The following is a 21,665-nucleotide window of genomic DNA, read 5'->3' as shown; positions in this document are numbered from 1 at the left end:
ACCCGTACGGACCCCCACATGATCAAGGGGTTTACGCCCTGCGGCGTAAACCCCCCGATCAGTGGTTCACCGGATCAGGCGCGAACCTTCTCCCGCATCTCGAAGGTCTCGATGATGTCGCCGACCTGGACGTTGTTGTAACCACCCAGGGTCAGACCACACTCGAAGCCCTCGCGCACCTCCGTGGCGTCGTCCTTGAACCGCTTGAGCGAGCTGACGGTGAGGTTGTCCGCCACCACCGAGCCGTCGCGCAGCAGGCGCGCCTTGGCGTTGCGCCGGATGATGCCCGACCGGACGATGCAACCGGAGATGTTGCCGATCTTGGACGAGCGGAAGACGTCGCGGATCTCCGCGGTGCCCAGCTCGACCTCCTCGTACTCCGGCTTGAGCAGGCCCTTGAGCGCCGCCTCGATCTCCTCGATGGCCTGGTAGATCACGGTGTAGTACCGGATCTCCACTGCCTCGCGGTCGGCAATCTCGCGGACCTTGTTGGCGGCCCGCACGTTGAAACCGATGATCGTGACCGGCTCGGACGACGCGCTCGCGAGCATGACGTCGCTCTCGGTGATCGCGCCCACGCCCCGGTGGATGATCCTGAGCTGGACCTCCTCCGGGATGTCGAGGTTGAACAGCGCGTCCTCGAGGGCCTCCACGGAACCGGAGACGTCGCCCTTGAGCACCAGGTTGAGCGAGGTCTTCTCGCCCTCCTTGAGCTGCTCCATGAGCGTCTCGAGGGTGGCCCGGCCGCGGGAGTTGGCGAAGGACGCCGCCCGCCGCCGTGCCTGCCGCTGCTCGGCGATCTGGCGCACCGTGCGGTCGTCCTCGGCCGCCAGGAACGTGTCGCCGGCACCGGGCACCGCGGTCAGACCGAGCACCAGGACCGGACGCGCCGGACCGGCCTCGGAGACCTGGTTGCCGTTCTCGTCGAGCATCGCCCGGACCCGGCCGTGCGCCCCACCGGCGACGATGGAGTCGCCCGCCCGCAGGGTGCCCTTCTGCACCAGCACCGTCGCCACCGCACCGCGCCCCTTGTCCAGGTGCGCCTCGATGGCCACACCCTGGGCCGGCCCGTCGATCGGAGCGGTCAGCTCCAGCGACGCGTCGGCGGTCAGCAGGACCGCCTCGAGCAGCTCGTCGATGCCGATGCCCGGCTTCGCCGCCACGTTGACGAACATGGTGTCGCCGCCGTACTCCTCGGCGACCAGGCCGTACTCGGTCAGCTGCTGGCGGACCTTGTCCGGGTTCGCCTCCGGCTTGTCGACCTTGTTGACCGCCACCACGATCGGCACGTCGGCCGCCTTGGCGTGGTTCAGCGCCTCGATCGTCTGCGGCATGACGCCGTCGTCGGCCGCGACGACCAGCACCACGATGTCGGTGACCTGGGCACCACGGGCACGCATGGCGGTGAACGCCTCGTGACCCGGGGTGTCGATGAAGGTCACCGCGCGGTCCTCGCCCTCGTGCGGCACGTGGACCTGGTAGGCACCGATGTGCTGGGTGATGCCACCCGCCTCGCCGGCCACGACGTTCGCCTTGCGGATCGCGTCGAGCAGCTTGGTCTTACCGTGGTCGACGTGACCCATGACGGTCACGACCGGCGCACGGCTGACCAGGCGGTCCTCCGCGACCTCGGCGTCGAGGTCGATGTTGAACTGCGCGAGCAGCTCGCGGTCCTCGTCCTCCGGGCTGACGATCTGCACGTTGAAGCCGAGGTGCTCACCCAGCAGCAGCAGGGTGTCGTCGGAGCACGACTGGGTCGCCGTGACCATCTCGCCCAGGTTGAACATCTCCTGGACCAGCGAACCCGGGTTGGCGTTGATCTTGTCGGCGAAGTCCGACAGCGAGGCGCCACGGGAGAGCCGGACGACCTGACCCTGACCCCGGGGAGCACCCGAGCTCATGGTCGGGGCCGACAGGTTGTCGAACTCCTGTCTGCGCTGCTTCTTGGACTTGCGACCACGCGTCGGCCGGCCACCCGGACGCCCGAAGGCACCCGCGGCGCCGCCGCCACGGCCACGACCGCCGCCACCGGGGCGACCGCCGCCACCGGCCGGAGCGCCCGGACGGAAACCGCCGCCCGGAGCACCGCCGCCGCCACCGGGACCGCCACGGTAGCCACCGCCACCGCCGCCGCCACCGGGACCGCCGCGGAAGCCACCGCCACCGCCGCCGCCACCGGGACCGCCGCGGAAGCCACCGCCACCGCCGCCACCGGGACGACCCGCGCCGCCGCCGGGACCGCGACCGGCACCACCGGGGCCGGGGCGACCCGTGGCGGGGCGCTGGCTCGGCATGGAGGCCGGGCTCGGACGGGGCGGCATGGAGGCCGGGCTCGGACGCGGCGGCATGCCGGCCGGGCTGGGCCGGGGACCACCCGCACCGGCGGCCGGGGGCCGCTGCTGCTGCTGGCTGCCCTGGATGCCGAACGGGTTGTTACCGGCGCCGCGCGCCGGCGGACGCCCGCCCGGACGGCCACCCGGGCCCGGCGTCGGCGCGCCGGGACGACCGGCGGCCGGGGAACCCGGGCGGGGCGGCATGGCACCCGGACCCGGTCGGGGACCGGGACGGTTGCCACCGTCGGCCGGGGGCTCCCGGCGGACGTTGTCACGCTGCTGCTGCCGAGCGGCCTGGGCGGCCTTGACCGCCGCCTCCTGCTCGGCCTTCAGCGCGGCGGCACGCGCCTCGGCGGCCGCCACCTCGATGTCGTGGGCACTCGCCGGCTTGGCGACCGGGGCCGCGGGCTGCGGCGGACCGGGCACCGGGCCCTTGGGCTTCGGGCCGGGCGTCGGCGCGGCCGGCCGCCGGGGCGGCATCGGCTTGGCCGAGACCCGGGGCCCACCGGGGGCCGGGGAGGGCGTCGGGGTCGGGGTCGGCGCCGGGGCGGCCGCCGGCGGGGCGGCCGGTGCCGGAGAACCGGCGGAGGCGACGAACGCGCTGCGCAGCCGTCGGGCGACGGGCGCCTCGACGGTGCTGGACGCGGACTTCACGAACTCGCCCATCTCCTTGAGCTTGGCGAGAACGGTCTTGCTTTCGACCCCGAGCTCTTTTGCAAGCTCGTGTACGCGGGCCTTACCTGCCACTGCACTCCTCACTCCGAGGTCGTGCGGGCAGCACCCGCAGCGACCTCACTCGTGCACTTGAAGCCTGGTCATTTCAGGGACTTCATCGTGTGCTCATGTCGGTCGTCCTACCCTGCTAGCGACCCTCGTCCGATCGGGCTGACCGGACGTAGTGGTTGGCGCATCGACGTGCTCCGCGAGCTCACCGTGGTCGGGGACCCCGGTGATGCGCAGCGCACGCCCGAAGGCGCGTCGCCGCACCGCTTGCGCGAAGCAGGCCGGATCCGGGTGCATGTTCGCTCCCCGACCCGGCAGCCTGCGGGCCGGATCGGGCCGAAGGCTGTGACCAGCCTCGTCGCCGACCGCGACGATCCGCAGCAATTCGCTGGCCGGCGCACGTCGCCGGCAACCCACACAGGTGCGTTCCGGCAGCGCGCGTCGTACCACTGGAGAAAGTCTACCCCTAGGCGCCCGAGATCGCGCCGCCCGGCTCCGGGACGTGATCAGCCCCGGCCCGGCCGGAGCCGCCAGCCTGCTCGGCGTCGGACCGGATGTCGATCCGCCAACCGGTCAACCGGGCCGCAAGTCGGGCGTTCTGCCCCTCCCGGCCGATGGCGAGGGAGAGCTGGAAGTCCGGGACGGTGACCCGGGCGGTGCGGCTGGCCAGGTCGACCACCTCGACCCGCAGGGCCTTGGCCGGCGACAGGGCGTTGCCGACGAAGGTCGCCGGGTCGTCCGACCAGTCGATGATGTCGATCTTCTCGCCGTGCAGCTCGCTCATCACCGCGCGGACCCGCTGCCCCATCGGCCCGATGCAGGCGCCCTTGGCGTTGACGCCCTGGGTCGTGGAGCGGACCGCGATCTTCGTGCGGTGACCTGCCTCACGTGCGATCGCGCCGATCTCGACCGTGCCGTCGGCGATCTCCGGCACCTCGAGCGCGAAGAGCTTCTTCACCAGCGCCGGGTGCGACCGGGAGAGGGTGATCTGCGGGCCGCGCATCCCCTTCGCCACGTGCACCACCACGCAGCGGATCCGCTCGCCGTGCGCGTAGCGCTCGCCGGGGACCTGCTCGGACTGCGGCAGGACGCCCTCCAGCTTGCCGAGATCGACGCTGACGATGCCCTTCTCGCTGCGCGCCTCGTGCGCCTGCACCACGCCGGTGACCAGGTCACCGTCGCGGCCGACGTACTCGCCGAAATGCACCTCGTCGGTGGCTTCCCGCAGCCGCTGGAGGATCACCTGCTTGGCGGTCATGGCGGCGATCCGGCCGAAGTCGTGCGGGGTGTCGTCCCACTCCCGCACCACGGTGCCGTCGTCGTCCAACTCCTGGGCGTAGACCAGGGCCGCGCCGGACTTGCGGTCGATCTCTACCCGGGCGTGCGACTCCGCCCCCTCGGTGTGCCGGTAGGCGGTCAGCAGCGCGGTCTCGATCGCCGCGAGGATCGTGTCGAACGGGATCTCCCGCTCGCGCTCGAGTGCGCGCAGCGCCGCGAGGTCGATGTTCACCTCTCCTCGTCCTCCACATCATCTTCGTCGTCGAAGTCGTCGGTGTCGTCCATGTCGTCGGGTTCGTCCGTCTCCTCGATCTCGTCGAGGCGGTGGAACTCGACCTGCACCCGGCCGGGGCCGAGCTCTGCGTACGTCCAGGTGGCGCGGCCGGCGTCGGTCTCCAGCACCACGCGCTCGTCGTCGGCCTCGACCACCCGGCCGGTGACCTGCCGGTCGCCGGCGGCCTGCTCGGCCTGGGCGCCCGCGCCGCGCGCGGTCACCTTCACCAGCCGACCGACGTTGCGCCGCCAGTGCCGGGGCAGCGTCAGCGGCCGGTCCACGCCCGGGGAGCTGACCTCCAGCTGGTACTCCCCGGCGACGATGTCGCCCCCGGACTCCTCGGCCGCGTCGAGGGCCGCCGAGACGGCCCGGGACACCTCGGCGACGGCGTCCAGCCTGATCCCGCCGTCGGCGTCCACGATCACCCGCACCACGTGCCGTCGGCCGGCCCGGGAGACGGAGAGCTCCTCCAGGTCGTAGCCGGCGGCGGTGACCACCGGCTCGATCACGTCACGCAGCCGGGCCCGCCGGGCGGCGAGGTCGCCGCGCGGGCCGCCGGCACGCTCCCCGCCCCGGGGGGCGTCGGCGCGTCGGGGCCTCCCCGCCGGACCCGTCGACCTCGTGGCACGGCCACGCTGCGTCATCTCCGCACCCTCCTGCTGATCGACGGCACCCGGTCGGCCGCCATGCCGGCACGCCACCGGAGCTGACGCGCCGGTGGCTGCGCAGAGCGTAACGCGCCTACCGGGCGCCGGGCCGGGCGGCGCACCGACGCCGGTGGCCCACGTACGGCCGGTGATGGTGTTGACTTGTCCGGTGGCGAGGGGCAGAACGACACGACGCGGCGAGACAACCGGGCATTCCCGGCGCAACGTGCTGCGCGCCGGGGCGCTCCTGGCGCTCGGCGGGGCTGCGGCGCCGCTGACCGGCTGCGGTCTGCTCGACCGCGGCGACGAACCCGCCCCCGAGCCCGACCCGCTCACGCCGCTGCTCGACGAGTCGCTCCGGCTCGCCGCCGGGCACCGGGACGCCGCCGCCGCGCACCCCGCCCTCGCCGCCCTGCTCACCCCGATCGCCGAGGCGCACCGCGCGCACGCGGCGGAGCTGGCCCGGCTCGTCGGCGTACCGCTGCCCTCGGGATCCGCCCCCGCCACGACCGCCACGCCGGGCGACCCGGCGGCGGCGCGGGCCGCCCTGCGCGAGAGTGAACGGGCCGGCCGGGAGACGGCGACCAGGGCCTGCGCGGCGGCCCCGGCGGAGCGGGCCGCGCTGCTCGCCTCGATCGTCGCCGCCCGGGCCACGCACGTGGAGGCGTTGAAGTGACCACACCGACACCGGCCGGACCCGCCGGGGCGCTCGCCGCCGCCCTCACCGCCGAGTACGCCGCGATCTGGGCGTACGGGCCCATCGGGGTACGTCTCACCGGCGCCGCCCGGACCGCCGCGAGGGAGGCGGAGGCCGCCCACCGGCGCCGCCGCGACGAGCTGATCGTGCAGTTGAGCACCGGCGGCGGGAGCGTCCCGGCGGACCGGGCCGGTTACACGCTGCCGTTCCCGGTCACCGATAAGGCGAGCGCGCTGCGGCTGGCCGTCGAGGTGGAGGAGCGCACGGCCGCGTTCTGGCGGGCGGCGGTGCCGGCCACCACCGGCGCCGACCGGGACCGGGCCCTGGCCGCCCTGGTCGAGTACGCCCTGCGGGCCACCCGGTGGCGACGGATGGCCGGGATCACCCCGCTGACGGTGCCGTTCCCGGGTCGCCCGGCCTGACCGGCCCGACCCCGTCGACCCCGCTCCGGTTGCGGGTCGCATACCAGGTATGCATACTCCGTTGCCATGTCCATCCGTCACGGGCTGCTCGCCCTGCTCGAACGCGGCCAGATGTACGGCTACCAGCTGCGCGCCGCGTTCGAGGAGTCGACCGGCTCGACCTGGCCGCTGAACATCGGGCAGGTCTACACCACGCTGTCCCGTTTGGAGCGGGACGGGCTGGTCCGGTCGCTGCCCGAGAGTGAGGCCGGGCAACGCCCGTACGAGATCACCGACGCCGGGCGGGCGGACCTGGCCCTGTGGTTCGCCACACCGATCAGCCGCACCGACCGGCCCCGGGACGAGCTGGCGATCAAGCTGGCCCTCGCCCTGACCACCCCCGGCGTCGACGTCCGGTCGGTGGTGCAGACCCAGCGCAGCGCGACCATGCGGGCGTTGCAGGAGTTGACGCGGTTGAAGTACGCCAGCGACCGCCCCGAGGACCTGCCGTGGCGGCTCGTGCTGGACGCCATGGTCTTCCAGGCCGAGGCCGAGGTGCGCTGGCTGGACCACTGCGAGACCAGCCTCGTGCGCTACCGTCCGGCGCAGCCCGGGCGCGTCCCGACGACGCCTGCCGAGGCGGTGGACCGGGCCGACGAGGAGGCGCGACGGTGACCACGGGGAACGGGCCCGCGGCCGGAAGCCCGACCACGCCCGTGCTCGACGTACGTGACGTGCACCGCACCCACGGCGCCGGCGCGGCGGCCGTGCACGCCCTGCGCGGGGTGAGTCTCGCCGTGCGCGCGGGGGAGCTCGTCGCCGTGATGGGCCCGTCCGGCTCCGGGAAGTCGACCCTGCTCGCCCTGGCCGGCGGGCTGGACGGCCCGACCGCGGGCGAGGTGTACGTCGAGGGCGAGCCGCTCGGCGCCCTGGACCGGCGGCGGCTGGCCCAGGTGCGACGACGGCGGATCGGCTACGTCTTCCAGGATCTCAACCTGCTCGGCAGCCTGAGCGCCGTGGAGAACGTCGCCCTCCCCCTCGAACTCGACGGCACGGGCGTACGGCGGGCCCGCCGCCTGGCGCTCGACGCGCTGGCCGAGGTGGGTCTGCCCGAGCTGGGCGACCGGTTCCCCGACCAGCTCTCCGGCGGGCAGCAGCAGCGGGTGGCGATCGCCCGCGCGCTCGTCGGCGAACGGCGGCTGGTGCTCGCCGACGAGCCGACCGGCGCGCTGGACTCGCAGACCGGTGAGGCGGTGCTGCACCTGCTGCGCCGGCGGGTCGACGCCGGGGCCGCCGCCGTGCTGGTCACCCACGAGGCGCGGCACGCCGCCTGGGCCGATCGGGTGGTCTTCCTGCGCGACGGGGTGCTGGTCGACACGACGGCCCCGCTGGGCAGCGTGGAGCAACTGCTGAGCGGCAGCGGTCGGTGAGCACGGGCCGGGGCGGCCGGCTCGCCCGGGCGGCCGGCTCCTGGTGGGCGGCGCTGCGGATCGCCCGGCGGGAGGCCCGGCGGGCCCGGGGGCGTACGGCGCTGGTGCTGGCGATGATCACGCTGCCGGTGCTGGTGCTGACCTTCACCGCGGTGAGCTGGCGGATGTCCGAGCTGACGCCGGTCGAGCGGGCCGACCGCCAGCTCGGCGCGGCCGACGCGGAGCTGAGCTGGGTGGTGCGGGTCCCGATCGTGCAGAGCGCCTGGGCCGAAACCTGGCGCTCCGACCCGGAGGACGTTCCCTCGGCCGGACCCGTCACCGCCGGGCAGGTGACCGCCCTCCTGCCGCCCGGGAGCCGGGTGGTCCCGCTGCGCCGCTGGGTGTCGTTCGACGCCCGGGTCGGCGAGCGGGTCGACGACGGCCTCACGGGACGCGCCGTGGACCTCGGCGATCCGCTCGGCCGCGGGCTGGTCCGGTTCCACTCGGGACGGGCGCCGGCCGGGCCGGACGAGATCGCGGTCAGCCCGGCGGCCCTGCGCCGCCTCGACGCCCGCCTCGGCGGCAGCGTCACCTCCGGCGACGGCACCCGCTCCTGGCGGGTGGTCGGCGTGGTCGAGTACCCCGACGACCTGGGCCCGGTGGTGACGCTGCACCCGTCGGAAGGGCGGATGGAGACCGAGCCGGGCACGAGCTGGCTGGTCGACCTGCCCGGGACCGCCGACGAGGCGCTGTTCCGCCGGCTCAACGCGCACGGCGTCGTGGTGCACGCCCGTGTCCCCGCCCCGGCGTCGGACACCGTCACGTTCGCGCCGTACGGCCGCTCCGCCATGGACGTGGAGGGGATGAGCGTCTCGGTGCTCGTCGGCGGGCTGGGGCTGCTGGAGGTGGTGCTGCTCGTCGGGCCGGCCTTCGCGGTCGGCGTACGGCGGCGGCGCCGGGACCTCGCGCTGGTCGCCGTGGCGGGCGGGGACGACGCCCACCTGCGCCGGATCGTGCTGGCCGACGGCGTGGTGCTGGGTGCCGTCGGCGCCGCCGTCGGGGTCGCGCTGGGCGTCGCCGCCGCGTTCGCCGGCCGCCCCCTGGTGGAGCAGCACCTCTTCGGCGCGCGCTTCGGCGCGTACCGCTGCTGGCCGGAGGCGCTCGCGGCGATCGCCGCCGTCGCGGTGCTGGCCGGGGTGCTGGCCGCGCTGGCCCCGGCCTGGACGGCCGCCCGGCAGGACGTGGTGGCGGGGCTGGCCGGCCGGCGTACCCCGCCGGCACACCGGCGGCGCTGGCTGACCGTCGGGGCGGTCCTGGCCGTCGGCGGGGCCGCGGTGGCCGCGTTCGGGGCGGCCCGGACGGCGCCGGCGGTCATCCTGGCCGGCCTCGTCCTCGGCGAGCTGGGCCTGGTCTTCGCCACCCCGACGCTGGTCGGCGTGCTCGCCCGCCTCGGGCGGTCGCTGCCGCTGGCGCCCCGGATCGCGCTGCGCGACGCCAGCCGCAACCGGTCGTCGACCGCGCCGGCGATCTCCGCCGTGATGGCGGCGGTCGCCGGCAGCGTCGCCGTCGGGGTGTACCTGGCCAGCGACGACGCCCGGTCGGCGACGATCTACCTGCCGACCCTGCCGTCCGCCACGGTGCTGGTCACCGGGTCGGACCCGGACCGCCCACCCGACCTGTCCCGGGTCAGCGAGGCCGCGCGCGACCACCTGGGGGCCCGCACGGTGGCGCCGCTGGTGGAGCCCCGGTGCGGGCCGGACACCGGGCTGTGCATCGTCTCGCCGGTGCTGCCCGCCGAGCGCGTCTGCCCGTGGACGCCGGGCGACCGGCTCACCCCGGCGCAGCAGCGTCGGGCCCGCGCGGACGCCCGCTGCGCGGAACCCGAGGACCATCTCGGCGGGACCTTCCACGTGCTGGTGGACGACGGGACGGCCCTGCCGGTGCTCACCGGCGCCGCCCCCGCCGACGTCGCCGCCGCCACCGCCGTGCTGCGGGCCGGCGGCGCGGTGGTGACCGATCCGCGCTACGTGCGCGACGGGCGGGTCGATGTGCGGGTGACCCGCCCCGGGCAGGCCCGGCCCCACCCCCCGGCCGTCACCGCCGTCGCCGGGTATCCGCTGCCCACCGGGCTGGAGGCGGACCGGCTGCTGCTCTCCCCGGCGGCCGCCCAGCGGCTCGGCCTGAGCGTCCAGCCGCGCGGCTGGGCGATCGCCGCCGACGGCGTGCCCGACGAGGACCGGCAGGGCCGGTTCGTCGCCGCCGTACGTCCGCTCCGCGCGTATGTCGAGATCGACCGGGGTACCCAGCGCGACGCGGGACGGCCGCTGCTGCTCCTGCTGGCCGTCGCCGCCGGGGTCGTCACGGTGGGCGCCGCCGGCATCGCCACCGGGCTGGCCGCGGCCGAGGGTCGGGCGGACCTGTCGACCCTCGCGGCGGTCGGCGCCGGGCCGGGGCTGCGCCGGCTGCTCTCGCTCTGCCAGTCCGGGGTGATCGCCGTGCTGGGCTCCGTGCTCGGCATCGCCGCCGGCCTCGGCTCCGCGTTGATCATCCTGACCGCCCTCAACCGCCGCTACGCCAGCCTGTGGCCCGTCCCGGAGCCGTACCCGGTGGTGGTCCCGTGGGCCACGCTCGGCGTCCTGGTGGTGGTGCCGCTGGTCGCGATGCTCGGCGCGGGACTGTTCACCCGCTCCCGGCTGCCGGTCGAGCGACGTCTCGACTGACGGACGGGCAGGGGGCACACTGGTTGCCGTGCCCGTACTGGGAGCCCTCACCCGCCGGGTCGGCCACCACCGCTGGTTCGGCGCCGCCGTCCGCCTGCTCGTCCCCGCCGACCGGATGGTCGGGCGGCTCACCCGGGGCCGGGTGGTCGCGCTCGGGCTCATCCCGTCGCTGGTCATCACGACCACCGGCCGCCGCTCCGGCAGGCCGCGCAGCAACCCGCTGCTCTACGTGCCCGACGGCGACGCGTACGTGGTGGTCGGCTCCAACTTCGGCCAGGCCCACCAGCCGGGCTGGGCGATGAACCTGCGCGCCGATCCCGCCGCCGAGGTGGCCGTCAAGGGTCGCCGCGTGCCGGTGCGCGCGGAGGTCGCCACCGGCGCCGAACGGGACCGCCTCTGGCGCCTGCTGGTCACCGAGTGGCCCGCCTACCGGGCGTACGCGCGGCGGGCCGGCGGTCGGGAGATCCTCGTCTTCCGGCTGGTGCCCACCGGGCGCGGCGTGCCGGGCGGGCCGGGCGCCCCCGCATAGGCTGGCGCGGTGACCGGCGCCGACGGCGAACCCCACCCCGACGATCCACGGTGGGCGGTGGCCGGGCGGGTCGCCGACGCCGTGCGCCGACGGTTCCCGGCCGACGTGCTGGCGGTCGCGGTGCACGGCCCGCTGGCGCACGGCGACGACGACGGCGGCGGAGACGGCGAGGTCGGGCTGCTGGTGGTGACGTACCGGCCCGGCGGCGGTCCCTCGCCGGCGACCCGGCGCGTCGACGGCGTGCTGGTCGACCTGACCGTGGCGGGCGCGGACGACTACCTGCGCCAGGCCCGGGTGATCTCCTCGCTCTGGCCGCTGACCGCCGACCGGTACGTCAGCACCCGCGCCCTGCACGATCCGACCGGCTGGCTGCGCACGCTGCGCGACGAGCATCTAGGCCGGCTGGCCCGGGCCCGGCCGGGCGAGTTCAGCACGGCGGCCCGCCGGGCCTGGTACCGGGGCGGCGCGGCGCACGCCCGGGCCGCCCGGCTGGCCGAGTGGTACGAGACCGACCAGGCGCTGCTGATGCTCGGCGAGGCGCGACTGGCGGCGGCCACGGTCAACGGCCTGCTCAGCCGCACCTACTTCCGTGACCCGGGCGACGCCGTACGCCGCACCGGCCTGGCGGGCGCGGACATGACGGAGGTGGGCGCCGTCCTGGCCCGCCAGGCGGACGAGCTGGCGGCCCGGGGCCGCCCCGTCGACGGCACGGTCGACGACCTGCTCGCCGGCTGACGGTGCCGGGCGGACGGGACGTGGGATCGGACCCCGGCCCACGCGCACGAACTGGTGCTTGCATGTCGCACCCACGCGGCTTTGGCAGGAACGCATCCTTGCCTCTCATGGGAATGGGGTCACGGTGACGACAAGTGACTACGACAGATTTGCGAACGCCTATTCGGCGGAGAACGAGTCCAACCTCTTCAACGCGTACTACGAGCGACCTGAGATGCTCCGTCTCGCCGGCGACGTACGAGGCCGCCGGATCCTCGACGCGGGCTGCGGTACCGGCCCGTTGTCAGCCGCGCTGCGCGCCAAGGGGGCCGTGGTCACCGGCTTTGACGCGAGTGCGGCCATGGTCGACCTGGCCCGCCGGAGGCTGGGTGAAGACGCCGACCTGCACGTGGCGGACCTGAGCGCGCCACTGCCGTTCGCAGACGCCGAGTTCGACGACGTCGTCGCGTCCCTGGTCCTGCACTACCTGGAGGACTGGTCCGGTCCCCTCGCCGAACTGCGTCGCGTGCTGAAGCCGGGCGGTCGCCTGATCCTCTCGGTCATCCACCCCGCCGTCTATGCGATCGCGTATCCCAAGGCCGACTACTTTGCGCTGACGAAGTACTCCGAGGACTACGTCATGGACGGCCAGACCGTGTGGCTGACCTACTGGCACCGGCCGCTGCACGCCATCGCAGATGCTTTTGCTGCTGCCGGCTTCCGCATCGCGACGATCAGCGAGCCGCCCCCTTCTCCGGACACTCCCGCGGAACTGCTCCCACCCGACATGAACTCCGGGTCCTTCATGTGTTTCCTCTTCTTCGTCCTCGAGTCCGCCTAGGGCCCGTCCTGTCGACCATGGCAGCCAGATGAGGACGGTGATCCCGCCCCCGCGCACCGCCCGGCTCGGGAAGCAGCGGCAGGGGACGCCCGGCCCGGCCGACCGGGCTCCACGCTCAGCCGAGGCCACCCTGGACGCCGATGAGGGCGCCGATCAGGTATGTCGCGCCGGCCGCCGCCGCGCCGAGCAGGAGCTGACGCAGGCCCCCGGACCACCAGGAGCGCGCGGTGAAGCGGGCGACCACCGCCCCGGCCAGGAAGAGCCCGAGCCCGCCGACCGCGAGTGCCAGCCACAGGCTGGTCGCGCCGAACAGGTAGGTCAGCAGCGGCACCAGCGCCCCGACCGAGAAGAACAGGAACGACGAGATGGCCGCCGCCCAGGGGCTCGGCTGGTCGTCCGGGTCGACGCCGAGTTCCTCCCGGACGTGCACCCGCAGGGCCTCGTCCGGGTTGCGGCGGACGGCCTCGGCGACCTGCATGGCGAGATCGGGGGCCAGCCCCCGGGCGACCCACGCCGCGGCCAGTTCGCGTGCCTCGGCCTCGGGGTGCCGCTCCAGCTCGCGGCGTTCCTTGGCGACCTCGGCGGCGACCTGTTCGTTGGCCGAGCGGACGCTCGTGTACTCCCCCAGCCCCATCGAGATGGCGCCGGCGACCAGGCCGGCCACGCCGGTGAGCACGACGCTGCGGGGCGACACCCCGCCACCCGCCACGCCGGCGATCAGGGCGATGTTGGTGACCAGACCGTCCATCGCCCCGAAGACGGCCGGACGCAGCCAGCCGCCGGAGACGTCCGCGTGGTGCGCCTCACGCAGCGCCGCCGGAGTGTCCGTCACGGCAGGGTGAGGATCTCGTGACCGTCCTCGGTCACCACGATGGTGTGCTCGAACTGGGCCGTCCAGCGGCGGTCCTTCGTCACCACGGTCCAACCGTCGTCCCACATGTCGTACTGGTGGGTGCCGAGGGTGATCATCGGCTCGATGGTGAAGGTCATCCCCGGCTCCATCACGTCCGTGGGACGCGGGCTGTCGTAGTGCGGCACGTAGAGCCCGCTGTGGAAGGCCTCGCCGATGCCGTGGCCGGTGAAGTCGCGTACGACGCCGTAGCCGAAGCGCTTCGCGTACGACTCGATGACCCGGCCGATCACGTTGATCTGGCGGCCGGGGGCGACCGCGCGGATGCCGCGCATCATCGCCTCGTGGGTCCGCTCGACCAGCAGCCGGGCCTCCTCGTCGACCTCGCCCACGCAGAAGGTGGCGTCCGTGTCGCCGTGCACGCCGTCGAGGTACGCGGTGACGTCGACGTTGATGATGTCGCCGTCGGCCAGCACCGTGGAGTCGGGGATGCCGTGGCAGATCACCTCGTTGAGGCTGGTGCAGCAGGACTTGGGGAAGCCCTTGTAGCCCAGCGTCGAGGGGTAGGCGCCGTGGTCGCAGAGGAACTCGTGCACGACCCGGTCGATCTCGTCGGTGGTCACGCCGGGCTTGCAGTGCTCGCCGGCGAGCTGGGTGGCCTGCGCGGCGAGCCGGCCGGCGACCCGCATCTTCTCGATCGTCTCCGGTGTCTGCACGTGCGAGCCGCGCCATTCCTGGGGACGCTTCTTGCCCACGTACTCCGGGCGGACGATGTGGGCGGGCACGGGCCGCAGCGGGGAGAGCGTGCCTGGGGTCAGCGGCGCACGGACGGTCATGGCCCGAGTTTATCGCCGCGACGATGGTGACCCCCGCCACCGCCCGCCGGGAACGGTTGTTGCCGTGCAAGGTTCGCTGTGCCATTGTGGCTCCGTGGATCAAGGGGGCGGCACGTCTCCCGTCTTCTCCGCCAGCGCGGAGATCGACGGCGCCCACCTTCGCGTCCTGGTGACCGGCGAGGTCGACATGGCCACCGCCGACGTCATGTACCAGACCGCGCTGCGGGAGCCGGCCGAGCGGGTGACGCTCGACCTGCGGGCGGTCACCTTCTTCGACTCGGCGGCGATCCACGCGGTGGTCCGGCTGGCCCAGCAGTTCCCCGGCACGCTCGCCGTGCTGCCGTCGCGGCAGGTCCACCGGGTGCTGGAGATCTCCGGCCTGGGCGACCAGGCCTGGCTCCGACCGGCCTGAGCCCCGCGCCGGGCGACGCCGTCGGTCGCGCGCTCAGTCCGACAGCCGCCGGCGCAACGTCACCTCGGTCCCCTCGGCGGTACGGGTCACCGACAGCTCCCCCAGCGCCTCGATGAGGGACAGCCCCCGCCCCCGGAAGCCCGAGCCGGTCGACTCCCGCCACCGGCCGCTGTCGCGCACCGAGGCCACCACCGTGCGGTCGTGAATGGTCACCTCGACGCTGATCGTCGGCTCGGCCGGCTCGACGGGGTGCTCGATGGCGTTGGCCGCCGCCTCGGAGATGGCGACGGTCAGGTCGAACAGGTCCGTCTCGGTGACCTGGTGCGCGACGAGGAAGTCCTCCAACCGCTTGCGCAGCACGCTGAGCCGGGTGGGATCGGCCGGCAGCCGCAGCGCGAACCGGTTGAGTTCCGCCGCCTCCAGGGCGAGCACCGCGACGTCGTCGCGCAGGGGCCGGCCGGCGACGCGCTCCACCACGGCGTCGATCAGGTCGGTCACGTGCTCGCCGGGGGTGGCCGCGTCCTGCCGCAGCAGGTCCAACGAGGCGTCGATGCCGAGTTGCCGGTCCTCGATGAGCCCGTCGGTGTAGAGCAGCAACCGGCTCCCGGCGGTCAGCTCCCCCTCGACCGTCCCGTAGGTCGTGTCGGGGATCGCCCCGACCGGCGGCCCGAGCGCCCGGCCGTGCAGGAACGCCACGTCGTCTCCTCGGATCAGCAGGGGGGACGGATGACCGGCGCTGGCGTACCGCATCCGGCCGGTGCGCGGACTGAACCACAGGCAGAAGACGGTCGCGAAGGACCGCCCCTCGGTCGTGCCGACGAGCCGGTTGAGCCGGGTCAGCGACTCACCGGGGTCGAAGCCCTCCAGCAGGTACGCCCGCAGCCCGTTGCGCAGCTGGCCCATCGCCGCGGCGGCCGGTACGCCCTTGCCCACCACGTCGCCGATCGCCAGCACCAGCTCGTCGTCGCCGAGCGCGATCACGTCGTACCAGTCTCCGCCGACCTCCACGTCGGCGCTGCCCGGCAGGTAGCGGCTGGCCACCAGGGCGCCCGGCAGCTGCGGCAGCGACCGGGGCAGCAGGCTGTGCTGGAGCGTGGTGGCGATGCGGTGCTCGGCCTCGTAGAGCTGGGCGTTCTCCAGCCGCACCCCGACCAGCCGGGCGAGCTGGGTGAGCGCGGCCTCGTCGGTGTGGGCCCCGTCGCCGTCCGGGCGCCAGACCCGCAGCTCGCCGAGCCGTTCGCCGGCGGTGCCGGTCAGCGGCAGCACGAAGGACGGCTCGATCGAGGCCAGCCCGCCGCCGTCGGCCTCGAAGCGCATCCCGGTGGCCGAGACCACCACCCGGGCGGCCTCGGCGAGGCTCAGGGCGTGCCGCGCGGCGACCTGGAGCACGTCGGCCGTGGAGCGGGCGGTGTTGACCGCCACCGCCGCGTCGGCCAGGGCCCGCAACCCCCGGATGATCTGGCCACGGAGCTGGCCCAGCTCGACGTTGGCCCGCACCCGGGCGGTCAGCTCCTGGCCGGAGAAGGGCTTCGTCAGGTAGTCGTCGGCACCCACCGCCAGCCCGGCGACCTCCTCGGCGGAGCCGGCGCGGGCGGAGAGCAGCACGATCGGCACGTGGCGGGTACGCGGATCCGCGCGCAGCGCGGCGACCAGGCCGAACCCGTCCAGCCGGGGCATCATCACGTCGGTCAGCACCAGGTCGAACGAGCCGTCGACGGCCTGCCGCAGCGCCTCCACTCCGTCGGTGACCGCGACCACCTCCCAGGACGGCGAGAGCAGCCGGGTGACGTGCTCGCGGAGGTCGGCGTTGTCGTCGGCGACCAGGATCCGCCCGGCGGCGCCGGTCCCCCGCGTCCCCCCGGCCCCGTCGACGGGGCCGGCGGCGCTCGTCCAGAGCCCCGTCTCCGCGACGTAGAGGTCGGCGTGCGCCAGATCGAGCCGCGCCGTCGCCTCGGCGTGGGCGATCCGCTCGGCCGGCAGGTGCCCGGCGCCGAACGGGACGGTCACCGTGAACGTGCTGCCCTCGTCGACGCGGCTGCGCACGGCCACCTCGCCGCCGTGCATCTCGACCAGCTCTCGGACCAGCGCCAGGCCGATGCCGGTGCCCTCGTGGCTGCGTGAGCGCATCCCGGGCACCCGGTGGAAGCGCTCGAAGATCTGCGGCAGCTCCTCCGGCACGATGCCGACGCCGGTGTCGGTGACCTCCAGCCGCGCGGCCCCGTCGACGGCGCGGACCCGTACCCGGATCTCGCCGTCGAAGGTGAACTTCACCGCGTTCGAGATGAGGTTGAGCACGACCTTCTCCCACATGTCCCGGTCCACGAAGACCGGCGCCGGCAGCGGTGGGCAGTCCACGACCAGGCGCAGCCCGGTGCGCTCGGTGGCCGACCGGAACGTGCTGGCCAGGCGGGCGGTGTAGTCGGCGAGGTCGGTGGGCTGGTAGCGGGCGGTCAGCCGCCCGGACTCCAGCCGGGAGAAGTCGAGCACCGTGTTGACCAGCTTGAGCAGCCGCAGCGCGTTGCGGTGCATGGTGGTGAGCCGGTCGGTGTAGGCCTCGGGCAGCGCCGGGTCGGCCAGCAGGTCCTCCAGCGGGCCGAGCACCAGGGTCAGCGGGGTGCGGAACTCGTGGCTGACGTTGGCGAAGAAGTTCGTCTTGGCCCGGTCGAGGGCGGCCAGCTCGGCGGCGCGGGCGCGTTCCTGCTCGTACGCCCGCTGCCGCCCGACGGCCCGGGAGATCTGCGCGGCGACCAGGTCGAAGAAGTCCCGGTACTCCTCGGTGAGCGGCTGCCGGCGGGCCACGCCGACCGCCAGCGTGCCGACGGTCTCGTTCCCGGCGGTGACCGGCAGCACCAGCGCCTCACCGGTCGCGTCGTCCGGGGCCTCGGCGAGCAGGTCGGTCACCGCGACGGTGGTGGCGGTGCCGGAAGCGACGACCTCGGCGAGCCGTGCCGGCGGGGACGTGACGACCGCCCCGGGATCGACGCCGCTGCACCCGGCCAGCACGACGTCGCCAGTTCCGCCGGGCAGGTGCACCAACGCGAACGGCACGTCCGACCGGTGCCGGTCGAGCACCGCCGTGGCCGCCCGGCCCAGCGCGGGGCTGCTGTCGACCTCGGCCAGCACGGTGCCCAGCTCGGCCAGCAGCCGCAGCCGACGCTCCCCGACCACCCGGCCGGTGGTCTCGTTGACGATGCAGAAGACGCCGTCGACCGTGCCGTCGGTGCCCAGGATCGGGTCGTAGGAGACGTCGAAGTACGTCTCCTCCAAGAAGCCGCGGCGGTCGAGCGGGAAGGGGTGGTCCTGCGCGCGGTACGACCGGCTGACGCGCCGGACACCCTCCAGCAGGGGCCCGAGCACGCTCCAGGTCTCCACCCAGTGCTCGCGGGCCGGCCGGCCCAGCACGTCGGGGTGCTTGTCGCCGATCGTGGGGCGGTAGGCGTCGTTGTAGAAGGCGAGTTCGTCCTCGCCCCAGAAGATGACGATCTGCGCGCTCGAGGCGAGCATCAGGCCGATCGCCGAGCAGAGCGTCGCCGGCCAGCGGTCGGGCGTGCCGAGCGGATGGGCCGACCAGTCGACGCGGCGCATCAGCTCGCCCATCTCGCCGCCGCCGGCGAAGGCGGCGGCCAGCATCGGGGGGAACTCGGCGTCCTGCCCTCCCTCGGCCGGGCAACCCTCGTCCACGCCCCCCTGGGCCGAGCTCATAGTTCCTCCCGCTCCGGCCATCACCGCCTCGGCCCGGTGATCCAACCGGCCGTGCCCCGCTTGGTACCCCGACGGACGAGCAACGTAACGCATACCGCCCGCCGTGCGCTGGTTACGTCCGCCGCACCGGGCTGTCGGCCCCTCGCGGCGGCGTCGCGCGGCCCGATCCACACGCGACGGCGCTCGCCCGAATCCCCGCCAGCGCGGCATTTCAGTCCCGCCGACGGGACCACACCGGGACCACCCCGCACCCCTCGACACGCGGCTGTGATCTGCGACACCTACCTGCGTGCTGGCGTCCCGCGCCGGGCCACCATCGACGGCCCACCGCGCTGAGGAGGAACGTCGCCGACGGCCCACCACGCCGTCGAGGGACGTCGCCGGCGGCACGCCCGGCCGGGCAGGGACGTCACCGAAGGGCCGGACCGGCCCGGTGCTCCCGGGCCGACCGGTGCTCCCCGGCCGCCTGGACCAGGGCGGCGATCGGCCGGGGGTCGGGCTCGTTCTCCGGGTGCCACTGCACGCCGAGCAGGAAGGGGCGGTGCGGATCCTCGACCGCCTCGACCACCCCGTCGTCGGACCAGCCCGTCGCCGTCAGCCGGCCCGGGTCGGCCACCGCCTGGTGGTGGTACGAGTTGACCCGGACCACGCCGGCCAGCACCGTCGCGGCCAGGCTGCCGGGGGCGAACCGCACGCCGTGCCCGCCGTAGACGCCGGGGGCGGGACGGTGCAGGTCGTGCCCCAGGACGTCCGGCAGGTGCTGGTGCAGCGACCCGCCGGCGGCGACGGCGAGCAACTGCATCCCCCGGCAGACGCCGAGCACCGGCAGGTCCGTGTCGAGGGCGGCGGTGAGCAGGGCCAACTCGCCCGCGTCGCGCCCGGGGCGGCTCTCGGTGCGGGGCGCCGGCAGCTGGCCGTACCGGGCCGGGTCGACGTCCGCGCCGCCGGCCAGGAGCAGCCCGTCGAGCACCCGCAGCACGTCGGCGTCGCGGTCGTCCGGCGGTAGCACCACCGCCCGGCCGCCGGCCGCGGTGACCGCCCGGACGTACGCCTCGGGCAGCAGCACCGCCGGCACGTCCCGCCACACGCCCCAGCCGACGGGCTCGACGTACGCGGTGATCCCGATCAGTGGCCGGCTCACAGCGGCGTGACGTACGCGCCGGTGATGCCGCCGTCCACGACGAACTGCGCGGCGGTCATGAAGGACGAGTCGTCGCTGGCCAGGAACGCCACCGCGGCGGCGATCTCCTCCGGTTTCCCGAACCGCCCCATCGGCACGTGCACCAGCCGGCGGGCGGCGCGCTCCGGGTCGGCGGCGAAGAGTTCCAGCAGCAGCGGGGTGGCGACCGGGCCGGGACAGAGCGCGTTGACGCGCACACCCTCCCGGGCGAACTGCACGCCCAGCTCCCTGGTCATCGCCAGCACCCCGCCCTTGCTCGCCGTGTACGCGATCTGCGAGGTGGCCGCCCCCATCAGCGCCACGAACGACGCGGTGTTGATGATCGAGCCCCGGCCCTGCCGGCGCATGTGCGGGATGACGTACTTGCAGCAGAGGTAGACGCTCGTGGTGTTGACCCGCAGCACGCGCTCCCAGGCGTCCAGGCCGGTGGTCAGGATCGAGTCGTCCTCGGGCGGGGAGATGCCGGCGTTGTTGAACGCCACGTCGATGCGCCCGTGCCGCTCGGCCACCCCGTCGAAGAGGTCCCGCACGGCCGACTCGTCCGCGACGTCCGTGGCGACGAACTCCCCGCCGATCTCCTCGGCGGCCCGCCCGCCCGCCTCCGGGTCGACGTCCACGCAGACCACCCGGGCCCCCTCGGCGGCGAAGCGCCGCACGGTGGCCAGCCCGATCCCGCTGCCCGCTCCGGTGACCACCGCCACCCGGTCCTCAAGTCGACCCCGCACCTGATCACTCCTCCGTCGCGATGAACACGTTCTTGACGTCCGTGAAGGCGTGCAGCGCGTCCGGGCCCAGCTCGCGGCCCAGCCCGGAGCGCTTCATCCCGCCGAACGGCGTCCAGTACCGCACCGAGGAGTGCGAGTTGACGCTGAGGTTGCCCGCCTCCACGGCCCGCGCCACCCGCACCGCCCGGCCCACGTCCCGGGTCCAGACCGAGCCGGACAGCCCGTACTCGGTGTCGTTGGCCAGCCGGATCGCGTCGGCCTCGTCGTCGAACGGCAGCACCGAGACGACCGGGCCGAAGATCTCCTCGCGCCAGTGCCGGTCCGCGGGCGAGTCGGCGAGCAGCACCGTCGGGGCGTACCAGAAGCCGGGGCCGTCGGGGCGGGAGCCGGCGAAGGCCACGTTCGCCCCGTCGACGTAGCCGGCCACCCGGTCGCGCTGGGCGGCGGAGATCAGCGGGCCCATCTCGGCGGTCTCCCGGGCCGGGTCCTCCACCCGCAGCGCGCGCACCGCCGGTTCGAGCAGTTCCAGGAACCGGTCGTACGCCGGGCGCTGCACCAGGATCCGCGAGCGTGCGCAGCAGTCCTGCCCGGCGTTGTCGAAGACGGCGTACGGGGCGGTGGCCGCCGCCCGCTCCAGGTCGGCGTCGGCGAAGACGAGGTTGGCGCTCTTGCCGCCCAGCTCCAGCGTCAGCCGCTTCACCTGCGCGGCGCAGCCGGCCATGATCCGGGTGCCCACCTCCGTGGAGCCCGTGAAGCAGACCTTGCGTACGGCGGGATGGGTGACGAAGCGCTCCCCCACCACCGACCCGGCGCCCGGCAGCACGGTGAACACGTCGTCGGGCACCCCCGCCTCGCGCGCCAGCTCGGCCAGGCGCAGCGCGGTCAGCGGGGTCAGCTCGGCGGGCTTGAGCACCACGGTGTTGCCCGCCGCGAGCGCCGGCGCGAAGCCCCACGCGGCGATGGGCATCGGAAAGTTCCAGGGCACGATCACGCCGACCACGCCGAGCGGCTCGTGGAACGTCACGTCCAGCCCGCCCGGCACCGGGATCTGCCGCCCGGTCAGCCGCTCCGGCGCGCCCGCGTAGTAGTCGAGGACGTCGCGGACGTTGCCCGCCTCCCACCGCGCGTTGCCGATGGTGTGCCCGGAGTTGCGTACCTCCAGCCGCGCCAGTTCCTCCAGGTGCGCGTCGACGACCGCCGCGAAGCGCCGCAACACCCGCGCCCGCTCCCCCGGCGCCACCGCGCGCCACCGTACGAAGGCCGCGTCCGCGCGCGCGATGGCCGCGTCGACCTCCTCGGCCGACGTGGCAGCCACCCGCCCCACGACCTCCCCGGTGGCCGGATCCACCACCTCACTCACGTACCCACCCCTTCGCGGCGTCGATCATGCAGTT

19 protein-coding genes are annotated in these 21,665 nt (G+C 74.6%); 9 read left to right on the top strand and 10 right to left on the bottom strand.

Going from position 1 to position 21,665, the window contains the following annotated elements; translation table 11 throughout:
- Nucleotides 1-74: 74 nt before the first annotated feature.
- The 4 genes from infB to rimP form a co-directional block, all read right to left on the bottom strand.
- Nucleotides 75-3,080 carry a translation initiation factor IF-2 gene (infB, locus tag AC5L34_RS11625; protein ID WP_441175311.1) on the bottom strand — a complete coding sequence of 1,002 codons (3,006 nt, stop codon included), beginning with the start codon at nucleotides 3,078-3,080 and terminating at the stop codon, nucleotides 75-77.
- 93 nt (nucleotides 3,081-3,173) lie between these two features.
- Complete coding sequence (locus AC5L34_RS11620; RefSeq protein WP_363621200.1) at nucleotides 3,174-3,506, bottom strand: YlxR family protein; 333 nt, start codon at nucleotides 3,504-3,506, stop codon at nucleotides 3,174-3,176.
- Between the two features lie 16 nt (nucleotides 3,507-3,522).
- Nucleotides 3,523-4,566 carry a transcription termination factor NusA gene (nusA, locus tag AC5L34_RS11615; RefSeq protein WP_357719650.1) on the bottom strand — a complete coding sequence of 348 codons (1,044 nt, stop codon included), beginning with the start codon at nucleotides 4,564-4,566 and terminating at the stop codon, nucleotides 3,523-3,525.
- Nucleotides 4,563-5,252, bottom strand: coding sequence for a ribosome maturation factor RimP (rimP, locus tag AC5L34_RS11610; RefSeq protein ID WP_441175312.1), 690 nt, complete (start codon nucleotides 5,250-5,252; stop codon nucleotides 4,563-4,565). The genes nusA and rimP overlap by 4 nt, the downstream gene beginning before the upstream one ends.
- Nucleotides 5,253-5,481: 229 nt before the next feature.
- On the opposite strand from rimP, the gene AC5L34_RS11605 reads away from it, so the two are divergent.
- From AC5L34_RS11605 to AC5L34_RS11570, 8 genes are all read left to right on the top strand, one after another.
- On the top strand, nucleotides 5,482-5,931 hold the full coding sequence (locus AC5L34_RS11605; protein WP_441175489.1) for a hypothetical protein: 450 nt from the start codon (nucleotides 5,482-5,484) through the stop codon (nucleotides 5,929-5,931).
- Nucleotides 5,928-6,374 (top strand): ferritin-like domain-containing protein, encoded by a 447-nt coding sequence (locus tag AC5L34_RS11600; RefSeq protein ID WP_441175313.1) that lies wholly within the window; start codon nucleotides 5,928-5,930, stop codon nucleotides 6,372-6,374. Before AC5L34_RS11605 ends, AC5L34_RS11600 begins: the two co-directional genes overlap by 4 nt.
- A gap of 66 nt (nucleotides 6,375-6,440) precedes the next feature.
- Nucleotides 6,441-7,028, top strand: coding sequence for a PadR family transcriptional regulator (locus tag AC5L34_RS11595; RefSeq protein ID WP_363897347.1), 588 nt, complete (start codon nucleotides 6,441-6,443; stop codon nucleotides 7,026-7,028).
- A complete protein-coding gene (locus AC5L34_RS11590) occupies nucleotides 7,025-7,783 on the top strand; it encodes an ABC transporter ATP-binding protein (RefSeq protein ID WP_441175314.1) in 759 nt (252 codons plus the stop codon). The genes AC5L34_RS11595 and AC5L34_RS11590 overlap by 4 nt, the downstream gene beginning before the upstream one ends.
- Nucleotides 7,780-10,482 carry an FtsX-like permease family protein gene (locus AC5L34_RS11585; RefSeq protein WP_441175315.1) on the top strand — a complete coding sequence of 901 codons (2,703 nt, stop codon included), beginning with the start codon at nucleotides 7,780-7,782 and terminating at the stop codon, nucleotides 10,480-10,482. The genes AC5L34_RS11590 and AC5L34_RS11585 overlap by 4 nt, the downstream gene beginning before the upstream one ends.
- 28 nt (nucleotides 10,483-10,510) lie before the next feature.
- Complete coding sequence (locus tag AC5L34_RS11580; RefSeq protein WP_441175316.1) at nucleotides 10,511-11,011, top strand: nitroreductase/quinone reductase family protein; 501 nt, start codon at nucleotides 10,511-10,513, stop codon at nucleotides 11,009-11,011.
- Nucleotides 11,012-11,020: 9 nt separating this feature from the next.
- Nucleotides 11,021-11,746, top strand: a complete 726-nt coding sequence (locus AC5L34_RS11575; RefSeq protein ID WP_441175317.1) for a nucleotidyltransferase domain-containing protein — start codon at nucleotides 11,021-11,023, stop codon at nucleotides 11,744-11,746.
- A 124-nt stretch (nucleotides 11,747-11,870) separates the two neighbouring features.
- Nucleotides 11,871-12,566 carry a class I SAM-dependent methyltransferase gene (locus AC5L34_RS11570; protein WP_441175318.1) on the top strand — a complete coding sequence of 232 codons (696 nt, stop codon included), beginning with the start codon at nucleotides 11,871-11,873 and terminating at the stop codon, nucleotides 12,564-12,566.
- Between the two features lie 115 nt (nucleotides 12,567-12,681).
- Here the strand turns inward: AC5L34_RS11570 and AC5L34_RS11565 are convergent, their stop codons facing one another.
- Both AC5L34_RS11565 and map read right to left on the bottom strand, forming a co-directional pair.
- Nucleotides 12,682-13,398 (bottom strand): VIT1/CCC1 transporter family protein, encoded by a 717-nt coding sequence (locus tag AC5L34_RS11565; RefSeq protein ID WP_089001501.1) that lies wholly within the window; start codon nucleotides 13,396-13,398, stop codon nucleotides 12,682-12,684.
- The gene (map, locus tag AC5L34_RS11560) at nucleotides 13,395-14,252 is read right to left on the bottom strand and encodes a type I methionyl aminopeptidase (RefSeq protein WP_101414626.1); all 858 of its coding nucleotides are present in this window, start codon (nucleotides 14,250-14,252) and stop codon (nucleotides 13,395-13,397) included. The genes AC5L34_RS11565 and map overlap by 4 nt, the downstream gene beginning before the upstream one ends.
- Nucleotides 14,253-14,346: 94 nt before the next feature.
- On the opposite strand from map, the gene AC5L34_RS11555 reads away from it, so the two are divergent.
- A complete protein-coding gene (locus AC5L34_RS11555; RefSeq protein WP_441175319.1) occupies nucleotides 14,347-14,664 on the top strand; it encodes an STAS domain-containing protein in 318 nt (105 codons plus the stop codon).
- A 33-nt stretch (nucleotides 14,665-14,697) separates the two neighbouring features.
- Here the strand turns inward: AC5L34_RS11555 and AC5L34_RS11550 are convergent, their stop codons facing one another.
- The 4 genes from AC5L34_RS11550 to AC5L34_RS11535 form a co-directional block, all read right to left on the bottom strand.
- The gene (locus AC5L34_RS11550; RefSeq protein ID WP_494824812.1) at nucleotides 14,698-18,366 is read right to left on the bottom strand and encodes a SpoIIE family protein phosphatase; all 3,669 of its coding nucleotides are present in this window, start codon (nucleotides 18,364-18,366) and stop codon (nucleotides 14,698-14,700) included.
- Between the two features lie 409 nt (nucleotides 18,367-18,775).
- Entirely contained in the window at nucleotides 18,776-19,507 is a 732-nt protein-coding gene (locus AC5L34_RS11545) for a gamma-glutamyl-gamma-aminobutyrate hydrolase family protein (RefSeq protein ID WP_494824811.1), read from the bottom strand.
- Entirely contained in the window at nucleotides 19,504-20,271 is a 768-nt protein-coding gene (locus tag AC5L34_RS11540) for a 3-oxoacyl-ACP reductase (protein WP_441175322.1), read from the bottom strand. The genes AC5L34_RS11545 and AC5L34_RS11540 overlap by 4 nt, the downstream gene beginning before the upstream one ends.
- A 4-nt stretch (nucleotides 20,272-20,275) precedes the next feature.
- On the bottom strand, nucleotides 20,276-21,631 hold the full coding sequence (locus AC5L34_RS11535; protein WP_357662312.1) for an aldehyde dehydrogenase family protein: 1,356 nt from the start codon (nucleotides 21,629-21,631) through the stop codon (nucleotides 20,276-20,278).
- Nucleotides 21,632-21,665 lie beyond the last annotated feature (34 nt).

This window comes from Micromonospora sp. ZG13 (assembly GCF_059359355.1).
This window is presented reverse-complemented; position numbering and strand designations above follow the sequence as displayed.